Source organism: Flavobacterium plurextorum, from assembly GCF_024638035.1.
Taxonomy (GTDB): Bacteria; Bacteroidota; Bacteroidia; order Flavobacteriales; family Flavobacteriaceae; genus Flavobacterium; species Flavobacterium plurextorum.
The window spans coordinates 1,076,908-1,100,152 of the sequence record NZ_CP100442.1 but is presented as its reverse complement, the minus strand read 5'-3'; the positions used below and the strand labels follow the sequence as shown (position 1 = coordinate 1,100,152).

Sequence of the window (23,245 nt, the reverse complement as noted above, 5' to 3'; positions counted from 1 at the left end):
TTCGTTTAAATAAATTTACTTATTTTTGTTCGCAACCATAGTCAATAAACCCAAATGAAAAAAGTTCTCGTTATTTATTATACTCAATCCGGACAATTAGAAAACATTGCGCAAAATATCGCAAAACCATTTTTAGATTCAGAGGAAATAGATGTAACTTTTTACCAAATACAGTTAGAAAAGCCTTTTCCTTTTCCTTGGAGTAAAGATGCTTTTTTTGATGCTTTTCCCGAATCATTTTTACAAATTCCAACCGCTCTAAAGCCTGTTCCGGAAGATATTTTAAATACAAAATTTGACTTGGTGCTTTTCAATTATCAAGTTTGGTATTTATCGCCTTCCATTCCAATTAACTCTTTCTTGAAAAGCGAGGAAGCAAAAAAAATTCTAAACAACACACCCGTAATTACAATCAGCGGTTCACGAAATATGTGGATAATGGCGCAGGAAAAAATCAAAACCCTGCTTAAAGAAGCCAATGCACAATTAGTAGGAAACGTTGCTCTTGTAGATCGTGTAGGAAACTTAATAAGCGTTATCACAATCGTAGAATGGATGTTCTCTGGTGTTAAGAAGAAATATTTAGGTATTTTTCCACTTCCAGGAGTTTCAGAAAAAGACATTCAGGAATCTCCAAAGTTTGGAGAAATAATACTTACAGATCTAAAAGCGAACAGTTTGAGTGATCTACAACCAAAATTAGTCGCAAACGGCGCCGTAAAAATCAGTCCTTATTTAGTGACTGTAGACAAAACAGCTAATAAAATTTTTAATAAATGGTCAAACCTCATTTATAAAAATCAAAAAAACCGAAAACAGCTTCTAAAAGTATTTAATGTTTATTTATTCCTTGCGATTTGGTTAATCTCGCCAATAGTGTATATATTGCACCTTATTTCCTACCCATTTAAGTTAAAAACCATAAAAAGAGAAACTCAATATTATCAAGGAGTTTAGCATACTAAATTAGATTATGTTTGAAGTATATATCACCAAAGCTGCAAAATATTTGCCAAATGAAGCTGTTTCGAATGATGAAATGGAAGCCTATTTAGGCCTTATCAACGATACTGCATCAAAAGCAAGACGTATTATTTTGCGCAACAACAAAATTATAAGCCGTTATTACGCTGTTGATAAAACAGGAAAAAGCACACACAGTAATGCCGAATTAACACGAAATGCTATTTTACCGCTGTTCGACGAAAACTTTACATCTCAGGATTTAGAAGTACTTTCGTGCGGAACCTCAACTCCTGATATTTTCCTGCCTTCGCACGCTGCGATGGTTCATGGTCTCTTAAAAAACAAATCGGTAGAACTAAACTCTTCAACAGGAGTTTGCTGTGCCGGAATGAATTCATTAAAATTCGGTTTTCTTTCTATAAAATCTGGAAATTCAAAAAACGCAATCTGTACAGGATCAGAAAAAGTTTCTACCTGGCTGAATGCTCAAAAATACAATCACGAAGCCGAAAACTTAAAAAATCTAGAAGAACAGCCTATTATTGCTTTCAAAAAAGACTTTTTAAGATGGATGCTTTCTGACGGTGCCGGCGCTTTTTTATTAGAAAATAAACCAAGAGGTCCAATTTCTTTAAAAATAGAATGGATGGAAGCCTTTTCGTATGCATACGAACTAGAAACATGCATGTATGCAGGAGGTGATAAACTAGAAAACGGCGAAATCAAATCATGGAGTGATTACGCACCAGAACAATGGTTGAACGAATCTGTTTTTGCCATCAAACAAGATGTCAAATTATTGGACGAGTTTATCCTTTCTAAAGGTGCAGAAAGTATGAAAGATGCCATGGATAAAAACAATATTAAATCTGACGATATTACTTATTTTATTCCTCACGTTTCTTCTAACTTTTTTGTTGAAGGATTAAAAAAAGGATTAAATGAAAGAGGTATCGGAATGAGTGATGATAAATGGTTCATGAATCTTTCTCGAGTTGGTAACGTAGGTTCTGCCTCAATATATTTAGCTTTAGAAGAATTAATGAATTCCGGTAACTTGAAAAAAGGAGACAAAATTCTTTTATCAGTTCCAGAAAGCGGAAGATTCTCGTTTGCCTACGCTTATTTAACCGTTTGCTAATGGAAACAATCATACTTTTAGAAAAAGAAACGGTAGAAAATTTATTGCCTCAAAAGTTTCCTTTTGTAATGGTTGATGCTATGTATTCCTATACAGAAACTTCTTTGATTTCGGGTTTAAAAATACAGAACGATAACATTTTTACCGAAAACAATATTTTTCTAGAAGCTGGTTTAATTGAACACATGGCGCAATCTGTTGCCTTGCATACCGGTTATCAGTTTTTTTTAAGAAACGAAACTGCACCAACTGGATATATTGGTTCAATTAAAGAAATTGAAATTAAAAAACTGCCTGAAATTAACGATTCAATTCAATCTGAAGTTACCATTTTACAAGAATTTGCCGGTATCACTTTAGTGAATATTGTTACCAAATTAAATAATGAAGAAATTGCAAACGGGCAAATGAAAACCGTTTTAGCTAAATAATATAAAAATTGAATACTGGAGTTGACATACAAAATTATTTACCGCACCGAGCACCAATGCTTATGGTAGATTTGATTTTGGATATAGATGCCAACTTTGTAGAAACCACTTTTTTGATAAAAGAAGACAATATTTTTGTTGCCAATAACATTTTTATTGAAGCTGGTTTAATTGAAAATACAGCACAAACCTGCTCCGCAATTGTTGGGAAAAAGTATTTTTTTGAAGAGGACGGAACAGAAAATGAAAACGTAAATGTAATTGGATTTATCAGCGCTTTAAAAAACGCCAAAATTCATTCACTGCCAAAAGCCGGCGACACTATAATTACCAGAGCAAATTTAATTTCGAAATTTGCCGGCGACGATTATACTTTATGCACAATGAGCTGTCAAAGTTCTGTCGAAGACCAGATACTCTTAGAATGCGAAATTAATTTATTCATTCAAAAAACAATTTCGGTTCCAGAATAAATCCCAATAGAAACGATAAATGTCATGGAAAAAGAAAATGTACCACAAGATAAAAGCAACTTAACAAAAAACAACGTTAAAGAGCTTTTATACGCCACTGATGAAAACGGCGATTATACCACAACCTTAAGTACAGGCTGGGAACCCAAAACAATTGCATTATCAAATTCTATCGACGAAATAAACGAACGTATTGCTGAAGCAAAACAACAAGTTAAATCTGGCGAAGTAAGTCCGATTTCTTACTATATGGAACTTAATAAAATGGATCTCACCATTTTGTCAAGCTACGTAGGAATGTGGAAATGGCGCGTAAAAAGACATTTTAAACCTGCTGTTTTTGCCAAATTAAGCGATTCTATTTTGAAAAAATATGCTGATGCTTTTAGTATTTCAGTATCCGAATTAAAAAACTTTAAAACAGATTAATGCAAGTCACTTTTACACATCACCAATCTGCTCACTGTGAAAATGGAGTAGCATCGAATCTGTTAAAAAACAACGGACTCAACATAAGCGAACCAATGGTTTTTGGTATCGGTTCGGGGCTTTTCTTTGTGTATTTACCTTTTATAAAAGTCAATTACGCACCCGCAATCAGCTATAGAACTTTACCGGGACAAATTTTTAATAAAGTCGCAACCCGTTTAAATCTTAAAATTAAGAGACAAAAATTTTCATCAACTCTAAATGCAAATAAAGCACTTGACGAAAATTTAAAAAATAATATTCCAACCGGCTTACAAGTCGGCGTTTATAATTTAAGTTATTTCCCTGACGAATACCGTTTTCATTTCAATGCACATAATTTAGTTGTTTACGGAAAAACCGATAAAGACTATTTGATCAGCGATCCTGTTATGGAAACTGTAACCACTTTAACGCATGATGAATTAGATAAAGTACGTTTTGCAAAAGGAGCTTTTGCGCCCCGCGGACAAATGTATTATCCAATTCAAATTCCAAATGAAGTCGATTTAAAAAGCGCCATCATTAAAGGAATAAAAAACACTTGCAGAGATATGCTTGCGCCAATGCCAATTGTGGGTGTTCGCGGAATCAAATTCGTATCTAAGCAAATACGAAAATGGCCTGTAAAACACGGTACCAAAAAAGCCAATCATTACTTGGCGCAAATGGTTCGTATGCAGGAAGAAATTGGAACCGGCGGCGGAGGTTTTCGTTTTATTTATGCGGCATTTTTACAAGAAGCTTCAGTTATTTTAAACAATGAAGAACTTAAAACGCTTTCTAAAGAAATGACAAAAATTGGCGATTCATGGCGCGATTTCGCTGTTGAAGCCTCACGAATTTATAAAAATAGAAGTGCCAAAGAAGACGCTTACAATACTATTGCCAACGAACTTCTAGACATTGCCAATAGAGAAGAAATCTTTTTCAAAAAACTAAAAAAAGCCATCAGCTAAGATATTTTGCAATCTATAATTAAAATAGAATCCCTTTCGAAAAAGTACAAAGATGCCGACCAGTATTCTTTGAACAATGTTTCGCTGGCTATAAATGAAGGTGAAATTTTTGGTTTACTAGGTCCAAACGGCGCCGGAAAAACAACCTTAATTTCAATGCTTTGCGGATTAGTAAAACCAACTTCGGGACATTTTACAATTGATGGTTTAAACTATGCCAATCATTCTTCAAAAATTAAAAAGATTATAGGCGTTGTTCCTCAGGAATATGCCTTATATCCTACTCTTACGGCAAGAGAAAATCTTCATTACTTTGGAAGTATGTATGGTTTAAAAGGTTCTGATTTAAAAGATAAAGTAATCGAAACTTTAGACCTTTTGGGTTTGTTAAAATTTGCCGATAAACGAGTTGAAACTTTCTCTGGCGGAATGAAACGCCGTGTCAATTTAATTGCCGGAATTTTGCATAAACCAAAAGTTTTATTTCTAGACGAACCAACCGTTGGAGTTGATGTTCATTCTAAAAATGCTATTATAGAATATTTGAAAGTGTTGAACCAAAACGGAACAACTATCATTTATACTTCACATCATTTGGCTGAAGCCGAAGATTTTTGCAGCAACATTGCTATTTTAGACCAAGGTCAAATTTACGCACAAAATACACCTTCAATTTTAATTGAATCGACAAAAGATGCCCGAAATCTCGAAGACGTTTTTATTTCATTAACCGGTAAAGACTTGAGAGATGATATATAAAATATGGATGTCAGTCGTAAAAGAATTTTTACTCCTTAAACGAGATTTAGGCGGGTTGATTATTCTATTTATAATGCCATTAGTTTTGGTCATTACCGTTACATTAATTCAGGACAGTACTTTTAAAAAAGTCAGCGATTCTAAAATCCCCATTTTATTAGTCGATAATGATAAAGGTTCAGTATCAAAAACCGTTTTTGACAATTTAGAAAAAAGCGATTTATTCAGCGTTGTTACACAAATCGACAATAAAACAATTACCGAAGATATTGCCAGAGAAAATGTTTACAAGGGGAAATTTCAATTGGCTATTGTAATTCCGAAAGATTTGAGTTCTGATTTACAAGCCAAAGTAGATCAAAATGTAGAGAAAATTGTGAGCAGTTTAGGCATGACTGATAGCACTGCAGCCAGTGAACCTAAACGAATAATAAAAGAAAAAGAAGTAAAACTGTATTTTGATCCAGCGGTTCAAATGAGTTTTAAAAATGCGGTCATGAGTTCGATCGACAAAATGATTTCGCAAATCGAAACCAAATCTATTTACACCACTTTCCAAAATCAATTAGGAGGAAATGCCGACTTTGAGCAAAAAAGTTTCATTTCTTTCAAAGAAATAATTCCAAGAATAAACAACAAAGAAGTTCGTCCAAATTCTGTACAGCATAACGTTCCAGCGTGGACACTTTTTGCGATATTTTTTATTGTAATTCCGTTATCTATAAATATTGTAAAAGAAAAATCGCAGGGAACTTTCGTTCGATTAAGAACCAATCCTGTTTCTAATTTGGTTGTGATAATCGGAAAAACCATTACCTACTCGATCATCTGTATGATTCAGTTTTATATGATGGTTGCCGTTGCCGTATTTTTATTTCCATCCATCGGATTACCTTCTTTAAACATCGAAGGACATCTAGCATTAATGAGTGTCGTTGCTTTATTTTCAGGTTTCGCCGCCATTGGATTCGGAATTTTATTAGGAACCGTTGCCAGTACACAAGAACAATCAGCTCCTTTTGGAGCAACAAGCGTTATTATTCTCGCTGCAATTGGCGGTGTTTGGGTTCCGGTTTTTGCTATGCCGAAAATCATGCAGATCATTGCCAAATCATCACCTATGAACTGGGGATTAGAAGCTTTTTATGATGTTTTATTGCGCAGCGTTTCATTCCTGGAAATCATCCCAAAAATAAGTTTGTTATTTTTGTTCTTTATTATCACAACATCCATTGCCTTATTTTATGACAAAAAGAAAAGAACAGTTTAACGAAGCCACAGATTTAACCGTTTCTCACGAAATCAGAATTCGTTTTAACGAAACTGATCCGCTTGGTATCGTTTGGCACGGTAATTATATCACGTATTTTGAAGATGGACGTGAAGCGTTTGGTCGCGAACACGGACTAACTTATTTAGATATTGCAAAAACGGGTTACACAACTCCAATTGTAAAATCAAAATGTGAACATAAATTGTCTTTACGCTACGGCGATGTCGTAACAATTGAAACAACAGTTGTTGATACACCTGCCGCTAAAATGATTTATCGTTTTAAAATTATTGATGCTAAAGGTGAAATAGCCTGCACTGGCGAAACCGTTCAGGTTTTTTTGGATAAAGAAGGAAATCTAATGCTGACAAATCCTCCTTTTTACGAGGAATGGAAAAGGAAAGTTGGGTTATTAAAGTAAAAAAATGAAGTTGTTTAAAACTCGATTCAATTATTTAATTCTTGTTGGAAGATTTATTTTGATGCTTTTTTTCGGAACGCTTTCTATCTTTTTAATGTATTTAATCATTGAAAAACTGAAATTACAAAGTTACTCAAATGAAGTTTTACAGCTTGTACTATTCAACTTCATATTGATGTACTTAACCTATCATTTTGTTGTTATTATTTGTAAACAATCATACAATTTCGAGTTAGAAGAAGGTAATATATTTAAAATTTCTATTTTTTCGGATAAAAAAGAACTACTTAAAACAGATCAAATAAAAGGCTTTAGTACTTCAATATATCCTATAAAAGTTTGGAATTTTAAATCAATCATATTGTATTTAAAGAACGGTAAGAAATTAGAACTGCCGCAATTCTTATATTTTAATTTTAACGAAATAGAAAATAAGCTTATTGAAAATTCAGTCATAAAATTGGGTCACGAAAAATACAAATGGAAATTCTTTGACTCTAGACATTATCAATATGAATAGTAATTATTAATACTAGAAAAAGCATTAAAAATTATATCCCTTTTTTTAAATTAAACTTATCTTTAAAAATAACAGATGAAAAAACTAGTTTTATTTTTATTAATAATTCTCTCATTTACCAAAATTCATGCATCAGAATATTATGGTTTACTAGTGGGATATGACAAGACAGGAAAAAGAATAATGAAAGGTACTTGTCGAACTTATCCGTTGAATACATTTCTTTATATTTTGGAGAGAAAAAAGGATCTCGTAAAATACTTTCCTAAAGAAAAAATGGATTACATAACTTTCAGAACATTAGATCAATCTGCTAACGATGATTTTTATTTTGAAAACAAAACACTTAATTCAAAAGCCGATTTTAAAGATCCTGAGATATTGCGAAAATATTTATCCAATTTATATTACGTCATCAGAACGAAGAAAAAAGAGCTGTTAAATGATCAAATTTTTGAAGATGAAGATCAGATTGAAGACTTTGCTACTCCTTTATTAACTTTAATAGGAGTACTCGAAACAATGTGCGAAAACAAATGCACTAAAGTTACGTGGATCGCAAAATTATATTAATTAAACCTAAAAGGTTTTAAATCCTTGCAGGAGAAAATGACCATAAAATGCTAAAAGAAATATACATCACACAAACGAATTGTATCACACCTTTAGGTTTTGATGTTGAAGCGAACATCGAAGCGATTCTTCGCGGCGATTCTGGAATTCAACTTCACAATGATATTTCTTTAATGCCAAATCCGTTTTATGCTTCAATTATTTCTGATGAAAAAATAAACAGTGCTTTTGCAAAATTCAGCACTGAAACTAAATATTCTCGTTTAGAGAAAATAATGATTTTGGCTTTAGAGCCGATTATCAAAAACGCAGAAATCGAATTCAATTCAAAAACTGCTTTTATACTTTCAACAACAAAAGGAAATGTTACGGCTTTAAAAGACAATACTAGCGACAGTTTCAATAATGCCCATTTAGATGTTTTAGCTAAAAACGTTGCAGATTTCTTCGGATTTACGACACAGCCAATTGTGGTTTCAAACGCCTGTGTTTCTGGAATTCTGACAGTTTCAGTTGCCAAAAGAATGATTCAGTCTGAGCTTTACGACAATGTTTTTGTAGTGGCTGGTGATGAAGTTTCAGAATTTGTTTTATCTGGTTTTAATGCTTTTCAAGCAATGAGCGATCTGCCTTGCAAACCGTATTCAAAAAACAGAACTGGAGTAAGTTTAGGCGAAGCAACGGCAGCCGTTTTAGTTTCGGCGGAAGCCAAAAAAGCCAAAATAAAAATAATCGGTGACAGTTCGATAAACGATGCCAATCATATTTCGGGTCCGTCAAGAACGGGTGAAGGTTTGTTCAGAAGTATTCAGAATGCTTTGAAAGAAGCTCAAATTGAAACTAATAAATTAGATTATATTTCAGCACATGGAACCGCAACTCCGTTTAACGACGAAATGGAAGCGATTGCTTTAAATCGTTTAGGGTTGCAAAATGTTCCTGTAAATAGTTTAAAAGGTTTTTACGGTCATACATTAGGCGCTTCGGGATTATTGGAAACCGTAATTGCTATAGAATCGGTAAATAAAAATATGCTTTTTGAATCAAAAGGTTTTGACGAAATTGGGGTAAGCGAAGCAGTAAATGTTATTGAGAAAAATGAAGAAGCGAATATTCAATATTTCTTGAAAACGGCTTCTGGATTTGGAGGTTGCAATACGGCTGTGGTTTTTGAGAAAGTATAATGAGAAATTTAAAAAACTTAGATATCGAGAAAAGTATAACCAAAAGCAAACTGGTTTATAGTGAAAGCTGGTCTGACATATTTGATACCATACTTCTTTTTATACTTTTCAGTTTTTTATTTATTTGTCCTTTTTTAATTTACTTCGATCCATATCGAGATTATTCAAAAACGGGAACCGAATATTATCTGCTGTTTTTTATGAGTCTATTTTTTGCTTATGCAATTTATCGGAAGGCAACTGAAAAACATCTTACGAAAATTATAAGCAAATATGACGCTGAAAGAAATAGAGCAATTATTAGTAAATACTGTAATAAATTAGGATGTAAAAGAGCAATAAATTCGAAAGAATTAATAATTTATAACAAATCACCAGACGCTCTCGCACTTAATTCTGTATATCAGTCAAGCAGGATATTTTTTCTGGACAAGAATAACATTTATATGACAATGATTAAAAAAGGTCGTAAAACAAATTTTCCTGTTCTTTTTTCACAATTATTTTTAAAAGCGGATATTAAAAAATTATGTTCTTAAAACAACAATGACTCAAAACAAAACCTACATACAATCCTATATCACTATCCAAAACAACGAAATTGTTTTGGACGGAACTTCTGTATTCAAAATTGAACCAACAGATTTTGCTAATTTCTCGAAACAAGCGTATCGCAATTTTGAAATGCAATATCCAAAGTTTTTCAAAATGGATGCTTTGAGCAAACTGGCTTTTTTAGCATCAGAATTGCTTTTGAGTCCGATAACTTCAACAGAAGAAGAACATAATATCGCTTTAGTTTTAGCGAATAAATCTTCAAGTTTAGATACAGATGTAAAATATCAGGAATCTATTTCAGACAAAGAAAATTATTATCCGAGTCCGGCGGTTTTTGTTTATACGCTGCCAAATATTTGTCTGGGCGAAATAAGTATCCGTCATCAGCTGAAAAGTGAGAATTCTTTCTTTATATTTGATGCCTTTAACACAGAATTCATGTCGAATTATTCGAATATTCTTTTGAATACAAATAAGGCAGATATGGTTTTGTGCGGCTGGGTAGAATTTTTTAATGACAATTATAAAGCTTTTCTCTGTACCATCAGCACAGCAGAAAACACAAAATATACAAACGAAACTATCAATACATTATATAATAAATAATCATGGAAGCATTAAAAGAAGAATTGAAGAACAAAATTATCACGACTCTAAACCTTGAAGACATCACAATTGAAGATATTGCTGATAACGATCCTTTGTTTGGAGATGGTTTAGGTTTGGACTCAATTGATGCGCTTGAATTGATCGTGATTTTAGATAAAGATTACGGAATTAAATTAGTAGATCCGAAAGAAGGAAAAACAATTTTCCAATCTATCGAAACTATGGCAGCGTACATAAGCGCTAACAGAACTAAATAATTTTACATTTTAGACTTCAGATTTTAGATTTTAGATTTCCTATTGGAATCTGAAATCTAAAATGTTTTAAAATCCGTCAACTTTATCAAAGTTTGAAACTTTGACAAAGTTCTAGAATCTAAAATCAAAACTCTAAAATCTAAAATGGCAAAAGGTGTTGCAATAACAGGAATGGGAATTATCTCTGCAATCGGTAATTCGGTTGAAGAAAATTATCATTCGTTAATCGAAAATGAAATCGGTATTTCTCGCATTTCTAATATTTCTACAGTTCATGCAGATGTTATTAAAGTGGGTGAAATTAAAAAAACCAACGATGAACTTATCAGCGAACTGGGATTAAACAGCGATAATAATTTTTCGAGAACCGCTATGATTGGTACTTTGGCAGCAAAACAAGCTGTTGAAAATGCCGGTATTACATCTATCAACGAATTTAGAACTGGACTTATTTCGGCTACAAGTGTGGGCGGAATGGACATGACGGAGAAACATTATTACGATTATTTCGAAAAACCAGAATTGGTTAAATATATTACCTGTCACGATGGCGGCGATGTTGCTGAAAAAATTGCTGAAGAACTGGGTTTAAAAGGAATGGTTACAACCATTAGCACGGCTTGTTCATCTGCAGCAAATTCGATTATGTTAGGTGCAAGATTAATCAAAACTGGAAAATTAGACCGTGTAATTGTTGGCGGAGCTGATGCTTTGGCAAAATTCACCATCAACGGATTTAAAACTTTGATGATTTTATCTGATGATAATAACAAACCTTTCGACAATAAAAGAAAAGGATTGAATCTTGGAGAAGCAGCCGCTTTTTTAGTTTTAGAATCGGATGAAATTGTTTCCAAACAAAATAAAAAAGTACTGGCAAGAGTTTCGGGTTATGGAAATGCAAATGACGCTTTTCATCAAACGGCTTCTTCAGAAAATGGAGACGGCGCTTTTCTAGCAATGAAAAAAGCGTTTGAAGTTTCAGGTTTAAAACCTTCTGAAATAGATTATATCAACGTGCACGGAACTGCAACTCCAAATAACGATTTATCTGAAGGAAGAGCTTTACGCCGAATTTATGAAGAGGAAAAAGTTCCCGATTTTAGTTCAACAAAACCATTTACAGGTCACACTTTAGCAGCTGCAGCTGCAATTGAAGCTGTTTACAGCGTTTTGGCGATTCAGAATAATGTCGTTTATCCAAATTTGAATTTTGAAACTCAAATGGAGGAATTCGATTTGACACCGCAGACTACTTTAAAAAATAAAAACATCGAACACGTTTTATCTAACTCTTTTGGGTTTGGAGGAAATTGTTCAACCCTTATATTTTCAAAAAGCTAAAATGAAAAAAACATATATAAATGGAGTAGGCTGTATTTCGACTCAAAAAACATTTGATACTGTTTTTTTAGAAGAAGCTGTTGTAAATCATGATGAAAATGTACTGGCGATTGTTTCGCCGGCATACAAAGAATATATTTCGCCAGCTGCAAGCCGCAGAATGGCAAAAGGTGTAAAAAACGGAATCGTAGCTTCGGCTTTAGCAATGAAAGATGCTAATGTTGAAAATGTTGACGCAATCATAACCGGAACTGGTTTGGGCTGCATCGAAGATTCTGAAAAATTCCTGAAAAGCATATTAGATAATAAAGAAGAGTTTTTAACGCCAACTTCTTTTATTCAATCTACTCACAATACTGTTGGGGCACAGATTGCACTTTTACAGCAATGTAAGGGTTATAATTTTACGTATGTAAATGGTGCGGTTTCTTTTGAATCGGCACTTATTGATGCCAAAATGCAAATTGAAGAAGACGAAGCCAATTCGATTTTGGTGGGCGGTGTTGATGAAAACGGAGAATATACTACTTCACTTTTCAAATTAAACGGACGTATTAAAGCAGATAATTCTGCACCTTACGATGTTTTAAATGCTGCAACCAGCGGTGCGGTTTATGGTGAAGGAGCCAGTTTTTTTGTTTTAGAAAACGAAAGAAAAGATACTACTTACGCTGAACTTCTGGATGTTGCTATTGTAAATACATTGGAAGAAAACGAAATCGAAACTGAAATTAAATCTTTTTTAAAATCTAATAATTTAGAAATCGATGCCATTGACGCTTTAGTTTTAGGTTTTGACGGAAATGTCGATTTTGAAAATTATTATAGCAATCTGGCTGAAAATGCTTTCGCAAAAACACCTGTTTTGTATTACAAACATTTGAGCGGCGAATACGATACGGCTTCTGCATTTGCTTTTTGGATGGCCTCTAAAATTTTGAAAACACAGGAGATTCCAGAAATTATAAAAGTAAATTCGATTACAAAACCAGCTTACAAAACCATTTTATTATACAATCAATTAAGCGGAAAAAATCATAGTTTTACGTTACTTTCAAAATGATAACGCATAAAAACATCTCGATATTTTTTATCTTTTTATTGCTTTTACTGCTTCTTCTGAATCTCTATATCGCAATAAATATATGGTGTTTTTTGGCTCTAATTTTTCTTTGGATTGGAATAAATGCTTTTGGTTCTTCGAGAATTTCATCTAATTATCATGTAAAAGCTTTCTGCAATAATCCCTTTGAAAAAGAGAAAAAAATTGCATTGACTTTTGATGACGGACCAAGTGAATTTACTTTGGAAATTTTAGCACTTTTAAAAAAACACAATGCCAAAGCGACTTTTTTCTGCATTGGTAAAAATGTAGAAACACATCCTGAAATCGTAAAACAAATTATTACCGAAGGTCATTTGGTTGGAAATCACTCCTATTCGCATTCTAAGTTTTTTGATTTTTATAATGCGAAACAAATAAAGGAAGAAATCGAAAAAACAGATGCAATTCTCGAAAAATTCACTTCCAAAAAAATAAACTTCTTTCGTCCGCCTTACGGAGTTACGACGCCATCGATTCTAAGAGCTTTAAAAGTAACCGGACATAAAACTATTGGCTGGAATATTCGCTCGCTTGACGGAGGAACAACAAATGTAGAATTGATTTTGAATCGAATTATAAAACGGGTTTCTCCGGGCGGAATTGTACTTTTGCACGATACAGGTTCGCATTCCGTTTTGGTACTGGAACAGTTTTTGCAATTTTTACAGCAAAATAATTATACCGCAATTTCAATTGAAGAACTTTTGAATCTTAAAGCTTATAAAATGGAACGCGGATAAAACGGATTTGCTATCGCGAAGACGCGGATAAAAACGGATTTTATAATTTAAACAATCAGATATAATTTTTAACACATAGAAACATAGATTTAGAATACTTAAAAAAGGCGTTTCACTGATTTAAAATACACATAGAGAACTATGTGTTAGAAACCTGTTTCTTTTTGTATTCTTTTAGACACAATCCCAAAGCGCCGAGACTATGTCTCTATGTGTTTAATAAAAATTACATGTATTCAATAAATAGTAATCTGTGAAAATCATTTTAATCGGTGGCAAAAAAAAATAAAGCACAATTTTTGAAAAAATATGAAAACTAAAATAGCTCTACTAATTCTTTTTATTTCAGGCAGTTTGTTTGCTCAGGAACAAAAAATGACCGATGCTGAGATTGCTTCTTTTAAACAAGATGTAAATGTTGTGGCCAAAAAAATCAAAACTTTAAGTACCGATTTTGTTCAATACAAACATTTGGATTTTTTGTCAAAAGATATTGAAACTTCGGGAAAAATGGTTTTTAAAGAGCCTGCACTTTTGCAATGGCAGTATAAAAAACCATACAATTACAGCATTACTTTCAAAAACGGAAAAATCCTGATTAACGATGAAGGAAAGAAAAGCGCTGTTGATATTGGCAACAGCAAAATCTTTGCGCGAATTAATAAATTGATTGTAGGAAGCGTAAGCGGCAATATGTTTGATGACAAAGAATTTACGATTTCGTATTTTAAACTGAAAGGGCAAAATCTGGCAAAATTTGTTCCGAAAGATACTGCGCTGAAAAAATACATCAAACAAATTGAACTGACTTTTGATAAGGAAGAAGCAACTGTTGTTCAGGTAAAATTATTAGAATCATCTGAAGATTATACTAGAATTGTACTTAAAAATAAAGTAATCAATGCAAAAATCGACGATTCAGTTTTTACTAATTAATTGCTTTCTGGCAATTGTTTTAGTTTCGTGCGGCTCGGTCACAAAAAACTATACGCCCAAAAAACTAGACAAAACGTCTTATGAAGTTCCGTATTTTTCAGATTCAAAAACCGATTATGTTTATAAAACCAACATAAGCGTTTACGGAAATGAATTATCGGGGATTTTTATTGCCAAAAAAATAAATGATACTACACATCGAATTGTTTTTACAACGGAATTCGGAAATAAATTAATGGATTTCGAAATTTCTGAAACTGATTTTAAAGTCAATTCTATTGTTTCGGAATTAGATCGAAAAATATTGATCAATACTTTAAAAGAAGATTTTAGACTGCTTTTGAAAAAACAATATTTGATTCAGGAGCAATTTGAAAATGAATCTAATAATATCTATAAATCGGCAGACGGAAAACGAGACAATTACATTTTTGTTTCCAAAAAAAATCAAAAACTGCAAAAGATAGTTCACGCATCTAAAACAAAAGAAAAATTTACGCTGTATTTCAATTCAGAAAACAATATTTTTGCCGAAAATATTCAGATAATTCATCAGAATATTAAATTGAAAATTGAGCTGAATTATTTTAAATCAGAATAAAAATTTAAACTAATCCTAAAACTAACCTAATCTAATGATGAAAAAAATAACCTTAATTGCCTTCGTTTTATGTATTGGAATTCAATTATCTCAAGCACAAGTAAAAGTTAGTCCTGGACTTCGAGGAGGTTTAAATGTGTCAACATTGACCAATATTGATGATAATCAATCTAAAACAGATTTCTATGTTGGTGGATTAGTGAATATTAAATTTAATAAATATTTTTCGCTGCAGCCTGAAATAACCTATTCTAGACAAGGTGATGAAGGAAGAGAATATTTTGGGAACGGCAATAATTATCGTTATGTAAATTATGAACTAAATTATTTAACCCTTGGTGCGGTTGCAAAATTTAACATTGGTGGTAAAGGCTTTCACATTTTGGGCGGTCCGTCTTTAGATTTAAAAGTTTCTGATAATTATATCAATAGCAATCCCGAAGATTTTGACCTTGCCATTGTTGGTGGAGTTGGCTATACATTACCAAATGGATTAACGTTTGAAGCCCGAATTAAACAAGGATTAATTGATATTTATGGTTACGATGGAATTGATTACGATAATAACGATTATTACTATAATGATGTTATCTTAAATCAAGTTTTTCAAATTGGTATTAGTTACACTTTTAAAGTAAAATAAATGTATAAAAGTAAAATAGCGACTGCCCTATTTCTTTTTTTTACGGTTTTAACGATGCAAGCTCAAGTAACTTTTAAACCAGGTTTACGAGCGGGTTTGAGTCTTTCGACGATTTCAGAAATGCATGCAGATTACAGACCTGATTTTTATGCAGGCGGTTTTGGAGAAATAAATCTAACGAAACGTTATGCGCTGCAGCCCGAAATAAATTATATCAGACAAGGATCTAATAATGTTGCTCGAAATTTTATTGACCCAAATACACAAACAGAAAAAATCGTTTATCAGGATTTGCAAATGAGTTATTTGTCTATCGCTATGATTAATAAATTTACATTTGGACAGGGTTTTCAAATACAGTTTGGACCAGCATTAGATGTTCTTTTAAATGATAATTTAGCTTTTAGAAAAACATATAATGACATTTCGTTTGTAACTGGTCTTGCATATAAAATGCCTTCAGGGCTTACTTTTGAATTTCGATTTAAAAAAGGACTTTTAGATGTTTTAGACAGCGATTACTATTACAACAATTCTAATAGTAATTATCTTTTTGGTGACTATAACACTAATGTAAATTTCCAAATTGGAGTTTCTTACTCTTTTAACGTTAAATAGAATATGAATATTAAAAATTTATCAATTATTGCATTACTTTTTTTGGCAATAGGAAAAACACAAGCTCAGGTAACTTTTAAACCGGGAATTCAAGCCGGAGTTAATATTGCTAAAATGACAAATACTGATCTAAATAGCAAAACAGATTTTTATATTGGTGGTTTTGGTGCTTTAAAACTTGGCAGAATTTATACGCTTCAACCTGAATTAACCTATTCAAGACAAGGAGGAAAAGGCACAATAGCTATGGGTAATACTAGTACTTATAATCCAGCAACAAACTCAATTATAACTACAGAAGATAGTGGGACTGTAGATGTTTCATTACAATATCTTTCGGCAGTTACAATAAATAAATTTAATTTTAGTGAAAATTTTTACGTTCTGGCAGGGCCTTTTATAGATATTTTGATTGCTGACGATATTAAAGCCAATCCTAAGGCTAAAGAATATAATTTTAACAAAGGTGATGATATCGATTTGGGAATTATTGGAGGATTAGGATACGGTCTAAAAAATGGTATTGCATTTGAAGCAAGGGTAAAAAAAGGACTGACTAATGCTTTTACAAATTATTATGATGAAAGTCGCGACAGCAATAACTTAGTGTTTCAATTTGGTATTGCATATACATTTGGAAAAAAATAAAATTATGGTTTTAAAAGACTTCTATAAAGTACTTTCGGAAGAGAAAACAGGTGACGCTAAATATAATATTCGTATATTAGTTAATGCCAATCATGAGGTTTTTAAGGGGCATTTTCCTGGAAACCCAATAATGCCGGGCGTTTGTATGATTCAAATTATTAAAGAACTTACAGAATCTATTACTAAAAGTTCGTTGATGATTCAAACATTGACAAATGTAAAATTCATGGCGTTGATTAATCCAGAGACAAATCCGGAGTTACGCTTAGAACTTGATATAACAGTCACAGAGGATGATTTGGTAAAGGTGAAAAACACCACTTATTTTAATGATACTGTTGCTTTGAAATTGAGCAATACGTATAAAAAATTATAATTATGAAATTACTTATATCATTACTTCTTTGGATAAATTTTGTTGGAACACCTGATCTGGCTTCAATCCGAAAAATGTATTCTGACGTTGCAAAATCAGAAACTAATGCAAAAGAATTTACACAGAAACTTTCTAGTGTTACTAATGACGATGATAAAATTTTGGTGGCTTACAAAGCGGCATCTATTTTATTAGATTCAAAATTCGAGAAAAAATTAAGAAACAAAATGGATCGTTTTAAAGAAGGTGCCAAATTGCTGGAAGCGACTATAAAAAGTGATCCAAACAATATCGAAATTAGAATGATTCGCTTAAGTATTCAGGAAGATGTTCCTGGAATTACCGGCTACAAAAAAAATATTAAAGAAGATAAAGCTTTTATTACCGCTCACTATGCAGAGCAAAATACTGCTTTGAAACTATATCTAAAAGACTTTGTTTTACAATCTAAAAGTTTCTCTGACAAGGAGAAGCAGTTTGTAAAATAAGCTCAAGAAAAACTCCCAATGAAACCTATATTATCTCAGCAAGACCTGCTCAGTTCAACTTCTTTTTGTGTTATTGTACCCACTTACAATAATCAAAAAACATTGAAAAAAGTGCTGGATTCTATTTTAGATTTCACTTCAAATGTCATTATTGTTAATGATGGTTCGACTGACCAAACAAACGAAATTCTAAAACAATATCATCACCTAACTCAAATTCATCATCCTAAAAATATAGGAAAAGGAAGAGCGCTGCGTAATGGTTTTAGAAAAGCAATCGAACAAAATTTTGAGTACGCAATTACGATTGATTCTGACGGACAGCATTTTGCTTCTGATATTCCTGTTTTTATTGAAGCAATTCAAAAAGAACCCAATTCACTTTTAATTGGAAGCCGAAATATGACTCAGGAAAATGTTCCTAAGAAAAGCAGTTTTGGAAATAAATTTTCGAATTTCTGGTTTAAGTTTGAAACTGGAATTGTGCTTGAAGACACACAATCGGGATTTAGATTATATCCTTTAAAATTAATTCCGAAACAGTTTTACACCAATAAATTTGAATTTGAAATTGAGGTAATTGTTCGTTCCGCTTGGAAAGGAATTGTAGTTAAAAATATTCCGATACAAGTTTTGTATGATCCTGCAGAACGCGTTTCACATTTTCGTCCATTTAGAGATTTTACTCGAATCAGTATTTTAAATACGGTTTTGGTAATCAACGCTCTGTTGTATATTAAACCGAGAGATTTTTTTAGGAGAGCAAAAAAAAAAGGTTTTAAAAAATTCTTTCTTGAAGATATTTTAGAAAGCAACGATTCTAATTTCATAAAATCGGCTTCAATTGCTTTAGGAGTTTTTATTGGTATCTCGCCATTTTGGGGTTTTCAAACCGTACTGCTTTTTACCTTTGCAGCATTATTCAGGCTCAACAAAGTCATTGCCTATCTAGCTTCAAATGTAAGTTTCCCGCCTTTTATTCCGCTTGTCATATATGGTTCCTTAAAAATGGGAAGTTTTTTTGTAGCGGGAGATGATACTTTGGTTTTAGATAGTTCTGTTACGTTTAATGATATTCAAAAAAATGCTACACAATATATCGTAGGAAGTCTTATTTTAGCATCCGTTTCGGCGCTTATTACTGGTTCTATAAGTTATCTGCTTTTAAGCACTTTTAGTTCTAAGAACAAAACGAATATTAAGTAAGGTTTGCCACAGATTACACGTATTAAAATGATTTTTACATCCAATTTGTCAGGCTGAGCGAAGTCGAAGCCCACGTCCAATTGGAACGCCCTTCGACTTCGCTCAGGGTGACAAACTAAAGCTAGTCTTTTAATCTGTGGCTAAAAAAAATTATGCTATCTCTGCTATATTAATTAGTGGAAATTTGTGAAATCCGTGGCAAACTGACACAGATACTAAAATCATTTTAATACGTGTAATCTGTGACAAAAAAACAATAAATAATAATTATGCATCAATACTTTTACGCCATTCATTTATTTGTAAACCGACGAAAATCTTTATCGGTTCTTTTGGCCGTTTTGCTGCTTTTAGTATTTGGTTTCTTTGCTTCACAAATTAAGTTTGAAGAAGACATCAGCAAACTTATTCCGGCAAACGACAAAGCCGATGCAACTGCAAAAGTTTTAAAACAATTAAATTTTGCCGATAAAACAACCGTTATTTTTAAACTCGAAAAAAATGGTTCTCAAGATGATTTAAAAGAAATGGCTGCTGTTTTTTCAGACAGTGTTTCTAAATCCTGCAAACCATACATTACTGGAATTCAAGGAAAAATAGACGAAGAAAATATTCAGGAAACCATTGATTTTGTTTACAATAATCTGCCTCTTTTTCTAGATGACAACGATTATACTGCCATTCAAAACAAACTGCAAAAAGACAGCATTGCGGCAACTGTACAAGGAAATTACAAATCGATTATTTCGCCATCTGGATTTATTACCAAAGATTTTATTCTGCAGGATCCACTCGGAATTTCTTTTATTGCTTTAAAAAAGTTACAGCAATTAAATATTGGCGATGATTTTACACTCGATAATGGTTTTGTAATGACAAAGGATAAAAAGAAATTACTGCTTTTTATAACCTCAGATATTTCATCAAGCGAAACGGAAAAAAACTCCATTTTTGCCGAAAAACTTAAATCAATTCAGGAAAACTTAAATCAGCAGTTTAAAGGAAAAACTTCTGTGAGTTATTTTGGCTCCGCTTTAATTGCGGCTGCCAATGCAAAACAAATTAAAAGCGACATTGTTTTAACAACATCAATTGCGATGTTTACCTTAATGTTGATTTTGATATTGTTTTATAGAAAAATATTAATTCCTCTTATTATTTTTCTTCCAACCGTTTTTGGAGCTTTATTCGCAGTTGCCTTTTTATATTTTGTAAAAGAACAAATTTCAGCTATTTCACTCGGAATTGGATCAATCTTATTGGGAATTACGATCGATTATTCGCTTCATATTCTTACGCATTACAAGCATAACAGCGATATTAAAACATTGTACAAAGACATTACAATGCCAGTAATTATGAGCAGTTCAACAACTGCCGTTGCATTTTTATGTCTGCTTTTTGTAAAATCTGATGCCCTAAATGATCTTGGAATTTTTGCCGCTGTAATCGTTATGGCAACTGGAGTTTTCTCTCTTTTGATTATTCCGCATTTGTATAATCCAAAACAAGACAATTTCGAACATAAAAAAAATGCGATTGATAAACTCGCGCATTTCTCCTTTCATAATAATAAAATCCTGATTGGCCTCTGTATTATAATTACAATTGTTTGTTTTTTTACTTATAATAATGTTGGCTTCAATAACGATTTATCGCAGTTAAATTTTGTTCCGAAAGACATAAAAGCGGCTGAAAAACAATTGGAAGAAAGTACAAGTTTAACTTCAAAAACCATTTATGTTGCCTCGTACGGAAAAAGCATGGAAGAAGTACTGCAGAACAACAACAAGCTTTTTGGAGATTTATCTGCAGCAAAAGAACAAGACAAAATATTAAATTTTAGTTCAATTGGCGGCATTGTACTTTCGCAAGAAGCGCAAAAGGAGAAAATTGAAAAATGGAATTCATTTTGGAACGCTGAGAAAAAAGAAAATTTAAAATCACAATTGATTTCCGAAGGTTCAAAACTTGGCTTTAAACCAACAACCTATTCGATCTTTTTTGATCATTTAGATTTTGATTTTAAACCAATCTCTATTTCAGATTATTTAAAAGTTCAAGCGCTGCAGCTAAAAGAATTTGTAACCGAAAAAAATGGTTTTTATACAATTTCAACTTTAGTAAAAGTTACCCCAAAACAACGTGATATTTTTGTAAAATCAACTTCTGCCACAGACAACATCATTGCGATTGATCGTCAGCAAATGAATGAAACCTTTTTCAGTACTTTAAAAACTGATTTTAATTCGCTTGTAAATTATTCTTTTGTTGCCGTAATTTTGATTTTATTTTTCTTCTTCCGAAGAATCGAATTAGTGATTATCAGCTGTATTCCAATTGCTTTAACGGGAATTGTTACGGCTGGAATTATGGGAATATTCGGTATTCAAATGAATATTTTCAGCATGATTGTCTGCACCTTGATTTTTGGTCATGGTGTTGATTTTAGTATTTTCATGACAAGTGCTTTACAAAAAGAATATTCATCAGGAAAAAATGAAATTGCCATTTACAGAACTTCAATTATTCTGGCGGTAATTACAACTATTTTAGGAATTGGTGCGATGATTTTTGCAAAACATCCAGCATTGCGATCTATTTCTTCTGTTTCTTTAATTGGAGTTTTTGCAGCTTTGATTATTACATTTATTTTTTATCCTATTCTGTTCAAATTATTTTTGTCAAATAGACCAAAAAACGGAAATCCTCCTTTTCAATTACGCACTTTTATTCATGGTGTAATTTCGTTTTTCTATTATGGTATGGGCGGCATTTTAATGTCGATTTTCAGCTTTACGATAATGCCGATTTTACCGCTGAGCAAAAAAACAAAAATGAAAGCTTTTAGATATGTGATTTCAAAATTCATGAAATCTGTATTGTATTCAAACCCGTTTATCCATAAAAAAGTAATCAATAATTTTAATGAAACTTTTGATAAACCAGCCGTTATAATTGCAAATCATTCTTCGTTTATTGATATTCTTGCAATGGGAATGCTGAGTCCAAAAATTATTTTTCTAGTAAGCGACTGGGTTTACAACTCTCCTATATTTGGCGGAACAGTTAGAAAAGCAGGTTTTTATCCCGTTTCTGAAGGTCTTGAAGGCGGTGTAGAACATCTGAGAAAAAAAGTTGAAGAAGGTTATTCCTTAATGGTATTTCCAGAAGGAACACGTTCTGAAAACAATGTCGTAAAAAGATTTCATAAAGGCGCTTTCTTTCTTGCTCAAGAATTTAATTTAGATATTATTCCAGTTGTAATTCATGGAGCCTCAGAAGCGATTCCAAAAGGCGATTTTGTAATTCATCGCAGTACACTTACCCTTTCAATTTTAGAGAGAATTGCTCCCGAGAATAATTCTTTTGGAATTAATTATGCCGAGCGTACAAAAAAAATCAGTTCTTTCTTTAAAGCAGAATATCGTAAAATTCGTCAGCAGCTTGAAGGTCCTGCTTATTTCAAATCAATGCTCATTAACAGCTATGATTATAAAGAACTTGAGATTGGCAAAAGTGTAAAAAAAGATCTAAGTCAGAATTTAGAAACCTATTACAACTTAAATAAATACATTGATTCTAAAGCTAAAGTATTACATCTTGCAAATGATTATGGGCAGCTCGATGTTTTATTGACTTTGCAGGAACCACAGCGAAAGGTATTTTCATTTATAAATGATGAAGAAAAATTGGCTGTTGCAAAAACGAATTATTTCCTTAAAAAGAGGCAACTATTTTATTCTGATCAATTAGAATCAGCATTTGAAAATCAACATGAAATTCTTTTAATTTCTGAAGAAAGTTATACTGCTGCTTTTGAAAAAATCATTTTAAGTACTGCAATAATCTTAATTAACTGCTCAGCTTTAAAAACTAAGTTGATTGCTGCTGGTTTTGAAATTACTGCTGAAGAAAATACTATAACCGTATTAAAGAAAAAATAGA

The 23,245-nt window shown here is 32.3% G+C and carries 26 protein-coding genes; all 26 read left to right on the top strand.

Annotated features, from left to right (window positions below; all coding sequences use genetic code 11):
* The first annotated feature begins 54 nt into the window (after positions 1 to 54).
* The 26 genes from NLG42_RS05115 to NLG42_RS04990 all read left to right on the top strand — a co-directional run bounded on the left by NLG42_RS05115 (position 55) and on the right by NLG42_RS04990 (position 23,244).
* The gene (locus NLG42_RS05115; protein ID WP_257683165.1) at positions 55 to 957 is read left to right on the top strand and encodes a dialkylrecorsinol condensing enzyme DarA; all 903 of its coding nucleotides are present in this window, start codon (positions 55 to 57) and stop codon (positions 955 to 957) included.
* Positions 958 to 973: 16 nt separating this feature from the next.
* Positions 974 to 2,107 (top strand): dialkylresorcinol biosynthesis protein DarB, encoded by a 1,134-nt coding sequence (gene darB / locus NLG42_RS05110; protein WP_257683164.1) that lies wholly within the window; start codon positions 974 to 976, stop codon positions 2,105 to 2,107.
* The gene (locus NLG42_RS05105; RefSeq protein WP_089058888.1) at positions 2,107 to 2,538 is read left to right on the top strand and encodes a hotdog family protein; all 432 of its coding nucleotides are present in this window, start codon (positions 2,107 to 2,109) and stop codon (positions 2,536 to 2,538) included. Before darB ends, NLG42_RS05105 begins: the two co-directional genes overlap by 1 nt.
* Before the next feature lie 8 nt (positions 2,539 to 2,546).
* A complete protein-coding gene (locus NLG42_RS05100) occupies positions 2,547 to 3,011 on the top strand; it encodes a hotdog family protein (RefSeq protein WP_244281435.1) in 465 nt (154 codons plus the stop codon).
* 24 nt (positions 3,012 to 3,035) lie between these two features.
* The gene (DarG, locus tag NLG42_RS05095) at positions 3,036 to 3,440 is read left to right on the top strand and encodes a flexirubin biosynthesis protein DarG (RefSeq protein ID WP_089058887.1); all 405 of its coding nucleotides are present in this window, start codon (positions 3,036 to 3,038) and stop codon (positions 3,438 to 3,440) included.
* Positions 3,440 to 4,438, top strand: coding sequence for a BtrH-related acyltransferase DarH (gene darH, locus NLG42_RS05090; protein WP_257683163.1), 999 nt, complete (start codon positions 3,440 to 3,442; stop codon positions 4,436 to 4,438). Before DarG ends, darH begins: the two co-directional genes overlap by 1 nt.
* A 6-nt stretch (positions 4,439 to 4,444) precedes the next feature.
* On the top strand, positions 4,445 to 5,197 hold the full coding sequence (locus NLG42_RS05085) for an ABC transporter ATP-binding protein (protein WP_089058885.1): 753 nt from the start codon (positions 4,445 to 4,447) through the stop codon (positions 5,195 to 5,197).
* The gene (locus NLG42_RS05080) at positions 5,187 to 6,467 is read left to right on the top strand and encodes an ABC transporter permease (protein WP_257683162.1); all 1,281 of its coding nucleotides are present in this window, start codon (positions 5,187 to 5,189) and stop codon (positions 6,465 to 6,467) included. Before NLG42_RS05085 ends, NLG42_RS05080 begins: the two co-directional genes overlap by 11 nt.
* Positions 6,442 to 6,891, top strand: a complete 450-nt coding sequence (locus NLG42_RS05075; protein ID WP_089058884.1) for an acyl-CoA thioesterase — start codon at positions 6,442 to 6,444, stop codon at positions 6,889 to 6,891. The genes NLG42_RS05080 and NLG42_RS05075 overlap by 26 nt, the downstream gene beginning before the upstream one ends.
* A gap of 4 nt (positions 6,892 to 6,895) precedes the next feature.
* A complete protein-coding gene (locus NLG42_RS05070; RefSeq protein WP_257683161.1) occupies positions 6,896 to 7,411 on the top strand; it encodes a hypothetical protein in 516 nt (171 codons plus the stop codon).
* Between the two features lie 75 nt (positions 7,412 to 7,486).
* Positions 7,487 to 7,984 carry a hypothetical protein gene (locus tag NLG42_RS05065; RefSeq protein WP_099717813.1) on the top strand — a complete coding sequence of 166 codons (498 nt, stop codon included), beginning with the start codon at positions 7,487 to 7,489 and terminating at the stop codon, positions 7,982 to 7,984.
* 47 nt (positions 7,985 to 8,031) lie between these two features.
* Entirely contained in the window at positions 8,032 to 9,168 is a 1,137-nt protein-coding gene (locus NLG42_RS05060) for a beta-ketoacyl-[acyl-carrier-protein] synthase family protein (protein ID WP_257683160.1), read from the top strand.
* A gap of 546 nt (positions 9,169 to 9,714) precedes the next feature.
* Positions 9,715 to 10,332 carry a beta-ketoacyl-[acyl-carrier-protein] synthase family protein gene (locus tag NLG42_RS05055; RefSeq protein WP_257683159.1) on the top strand — a complete coding sequence of 206 codons (618 nt, stop codon included), beginning with the start codon at positions 9,715 to 9,717 and terminating at the stop codon, positions 10,330 to 10,332.
* Between the two features lie 2 nt (positions 10,333 to 10,334).
* Positions 10,335 to 10,592 carry a phosphopantetheine-binding protein gene (locus NLG42_RS05050; protein ID WP_012023174.1) on the top strand — a complete coding sequence of 86 codons (258 nt, stop codon included), beginning with the start codon at positions 10,335 to 10,337 and terminating at the stop codon, positions 10,590 to 10,592.
* Between the two features lie 144 nt (positions 10,593 to 10,736).
* Positions 10,737 to 11,936: a beta-ketoacyl-[acyl-carrier-protein] synthase family protein gene (locus NLG42_RS05045; protein ID WP_257683158.1), complete on the top strand. Its 1,200-nt coding sequence runs from the start codon at positions 10,737 to 10,739 to the stop codon at positions 11,934 to 11,936.
* Position 11,937: 1 nt separating this feature from the next.
* Positions 11,938 to 12,999, top strand: a complete 1,062-nt coding sequence (locus tag NLG42_RS05040; RefSeq protein WP_089058877.1) for a beta-ketoacyl synthase N-terminal-like domain-containing protein — start codon at positions 11,938 to 11,940, stop codon at positions 12,997 to 12,999.
* A 92-nt stretch (positions 13,000 to 13,091) separates the two neighbouring features.
* Positions 13,092 to 13,781, top strand: a complete 690-nt coding sequence (locus NLG42_RS05035) for a polysaccharide deacetylase family protein (protein WP_257683157.1) — start codon at positions 13,092 to 13,094, stop codon at positions 13,779 to 13,781.
* Between the two features lie 309 nt (positions 13,782 to 14,090).
* Positions 14,091 to 14,717: a flexirubin biosynthesis/transport protein LolA2 gene (gene lolA2 / locus NLG42_RS05030; protein WP_257683156.1), complete on the top strand. Its 627-nt coding sequence runs from the start codon at positions 14,091 to 14,093 to the stop codon at positions 14,715 to 14,717.
* Positions 14,683 to 15,318 carry a flexirubin biosynthesis protein LolB2 gene (gene lolB2 / locus NLG42_RS05025; RefSeq protein WP_257683155.1) on the top strand — a complete coding sequence of 212 codons (636 nt, stop codon included), beginning with the start codon at positions 14,683 to 14,685 and terminating at the stop codon, positions 15,316 to 15,318. Before lolA2 ends, lolB2 begins: the two co-directional genes overlap by 35 nt.
* Before the next feature lie 37 nt (positions 15,319 to 15,355).
* Positions 15,356 to 15,961: a porin family protein gene (locus NLG42_RS05020; RefSeq protein ID WP_417955787.1), complete on the top strand. Its 606-nt coding sequence runs from the start codon at positions 15,356 to 15,358 to the stop codon at positions 15,959 to 15,961.
* The gene (locus tag NLG42_RS05015; protein ID WP_257683153.1) at positions 15,962 to 16,579 is read left to right on the top strand and encodes a PorT family protein; all 618 of its coding nucleotides are present in this window, start codon (positions 15,962 to 15,964) and stop codon (positions 16,577 to 16,579) included.
* 3 nt (positions 16,580 to 16,582) lie between these two features.
* Positions 16,583 to 17,227 carry a PorT family protein gene (locus tag NLG42_RS05010; protein WP_257683152.1) on the top strand — a complete coding sequence of 215 codons (645 nt, stop codon included), beginning with the start codon at positions 16,583 to 16,585 and terminating at the stop codon, positions 17,225 to 17,227.
* 4 nt (positions 17,228 to 17,231) lie between these two features.
* Entirely contained in the window at positions 17,232 to 17,603 is a 372-nt protein-coding gene (locus NLG42_RS05005) for an ApeI family dehydratase (protein WP_089058871.1), read from the top strand.
* A gap of 2 nt (positions 17,604 to 17,605) precedes the next feature.
* A complete protein-coding gene (locus NLG42_RS05000; protein WP_089058870.1) occupies positions 17,606 to 18,091 on the top strand; it encodes a hypothetical protein in 486 nt (161 codons plus the stop codon).
* 18 nt (positions 18,092 to 18,109) lie between these two features.
* Positions 18,110 to 19,297, top strand: coding sequence for a DUF2062 domain-containing protein (locus NLG42_RS04995; RefSeq protein ID WP_257683151.1), 1,188 nt, complete (start codon positions 18,110 to 18,112; stop codon positions 19,295 to 19,297).
* A gap of 269 nt (positions 19,298 to 19,566) precedes the next feature.
* Positions 19,567 to 23,244, top strand: coding sequence for a 1-acyl-sn-glycerol-3-phosphate acyltransferase (locus tag NLG42_RS04990; RefSeq protein WP_257683150.1), 3,678 nt, complete (start codon positions 19,567 to 19,569; stop codon positions 23,242 to 23,244).
* Position 23,245 lies beyond the last annotated feature (1 nt).

Coding starts and splice junctions, on each gene's coding strand:
- NLG42_RS05040 (WP_089058877.1), top strand. CDS start 11,938: ATGAAAAAAACATATATAAATGGAGTAGGCTGTATTTCGACTCAAAAA.
- NLG42_RS05050 (WP_012023174.1), top strand. CDS start 10,335: ATGGAAGCATTAAAAGAAGAATTGAAGAACAAAATTATCACGACTCTA.
- NLG42_RS05055 (WP_257683159.1), top strand. CDS start 9,715: ATGACTCAAAACAAAACCTACATACAATCCTATATCACTATCCAAAAC.
- darH (WP_257683163.1), top strand. CDS start 3,440: ATGCAAGTCACTTTTACACATCACCAATCTGCTCACTGTGAAAATGGA.
- NLG42_RS05060 (WP_257683160.1), top strand. CDS start 8,032: ATGCTAAAAGAAATATACATCACACAAACGAATTGTATCACACCTTTA.
- NLG42_RS05105 (WP_089058888.1), top strand. CDS start 2,107: ATGGAAACAATCATACTTTTAGAAAAAGAAACGGTAGAAAATTTATTG.
- NLG42_RS04995 (WP_257683151.1), top strand. CDS start 18,110: ATGAAACCTATATTATCTCAGCAAGACCTGCTCAGTTCAACTTCTTTT.
- lolB2 (WP_257683155.1), top strand. CDS start 14,683: ATGCAAAAATCGACGATTCAGTTTTTACTAATTAATTGCTTTCTGGCA.
- NLG42_RS05080 (WP_257683162.1), top strand. CDS start 5,187: ATGATATATAAAATATGGATGTCAGTCGTAAAAGAATTTTTACTCCTT.
- NLG42_RS05070 (WP_257683161.1), top strand. CDS start 6,896: ATGAAGTTGTTTAAAACTCGATTCAATTATTTAATTCTTGTTGGAAGA.
- NLG42_RS05015 (WP_257683153.1), top strand. CDS start 15,962: ATGTATAAAAGTAAAATAGCGACTGCCCTATTTCTTTTTTTTACGGTT.
- DarG (WP_089058887.1), top strand. CDS start 3,036: ATGGAAAAAGAAAATGTACCACAAGATAAAAGCAACTTAACAAAAAAC.
- NLG42_RS05075 (WP_089058884.1), top strand. CDS start 6,442: ATGACAAAAAGAAAAGAACAGTTTAACGAAGCCACAGATTTAACCGTT.
- NLG42_RS04990 (WP_257683150.1), top strand. CDS start 19,567: ATGCATCAATACTTTTACGCCATTCATTTATTTGTAAACCGACGAAAA.
- NLG42_RS05010 (WP_257683152.1), top strand. CDS start 16,583: ATGAATATTAAAAATTTATCAATTATTGCATTACTTTTTTTGGCAATA.
- NLG42_RS05045 (WP_257683158.1), top strand. CDS start 10,737: ATGGCAAAAGGTGTTGCAATAACAGGAATGGGAATTATCTCTGCAATC.
- NLG42_RS05115 (WP_257683165.1), top strand. CDS start 55: ATGAAAAAAGTTCTCGTTATTTATTATACTCAATCCGGACAATTAGAA.
- NLG42_RS05020 (WP_417955787.1), top strand. CDS start 15,356: ATGAAAAAAATAACCTTAATTGCCTTCGTTTTATGTATTGGAATTCAA.
- darB (WP_257683164.1), top strand. CDS start 974: ATGTTTGAAGTATATATCACCAAAGCTGCAAAATATTTGCCAAATGAA.
- NLG42_RS05005 (WP_089058871.1), top strand. CDS start 17,232: ATGGTTTTAAAAGACTTCTATAAAGTACTTTCGGAAGAGAAAACAGGT.
- NLG42_RS05000 (WP_089058870.1), top strand. CDS start 17,606: ATGAAATTACTTATATCATTACTTCTTTGGATAAATTTTGTTGGAACA.
- NLG42_RS05065 (WP_099717813.1), top strand. CDS start 7,487: ATGAAAAAACTAGTTTTATTTTTATTAATAATTCTCTCATTTACCAAA.
- lolA2 (WP_257683156.1), top strand. CDS start 14,091: ATGAAAACTAAAATAGCTCTACTAATTCTTTTTATTTCAGGCAGTTTG.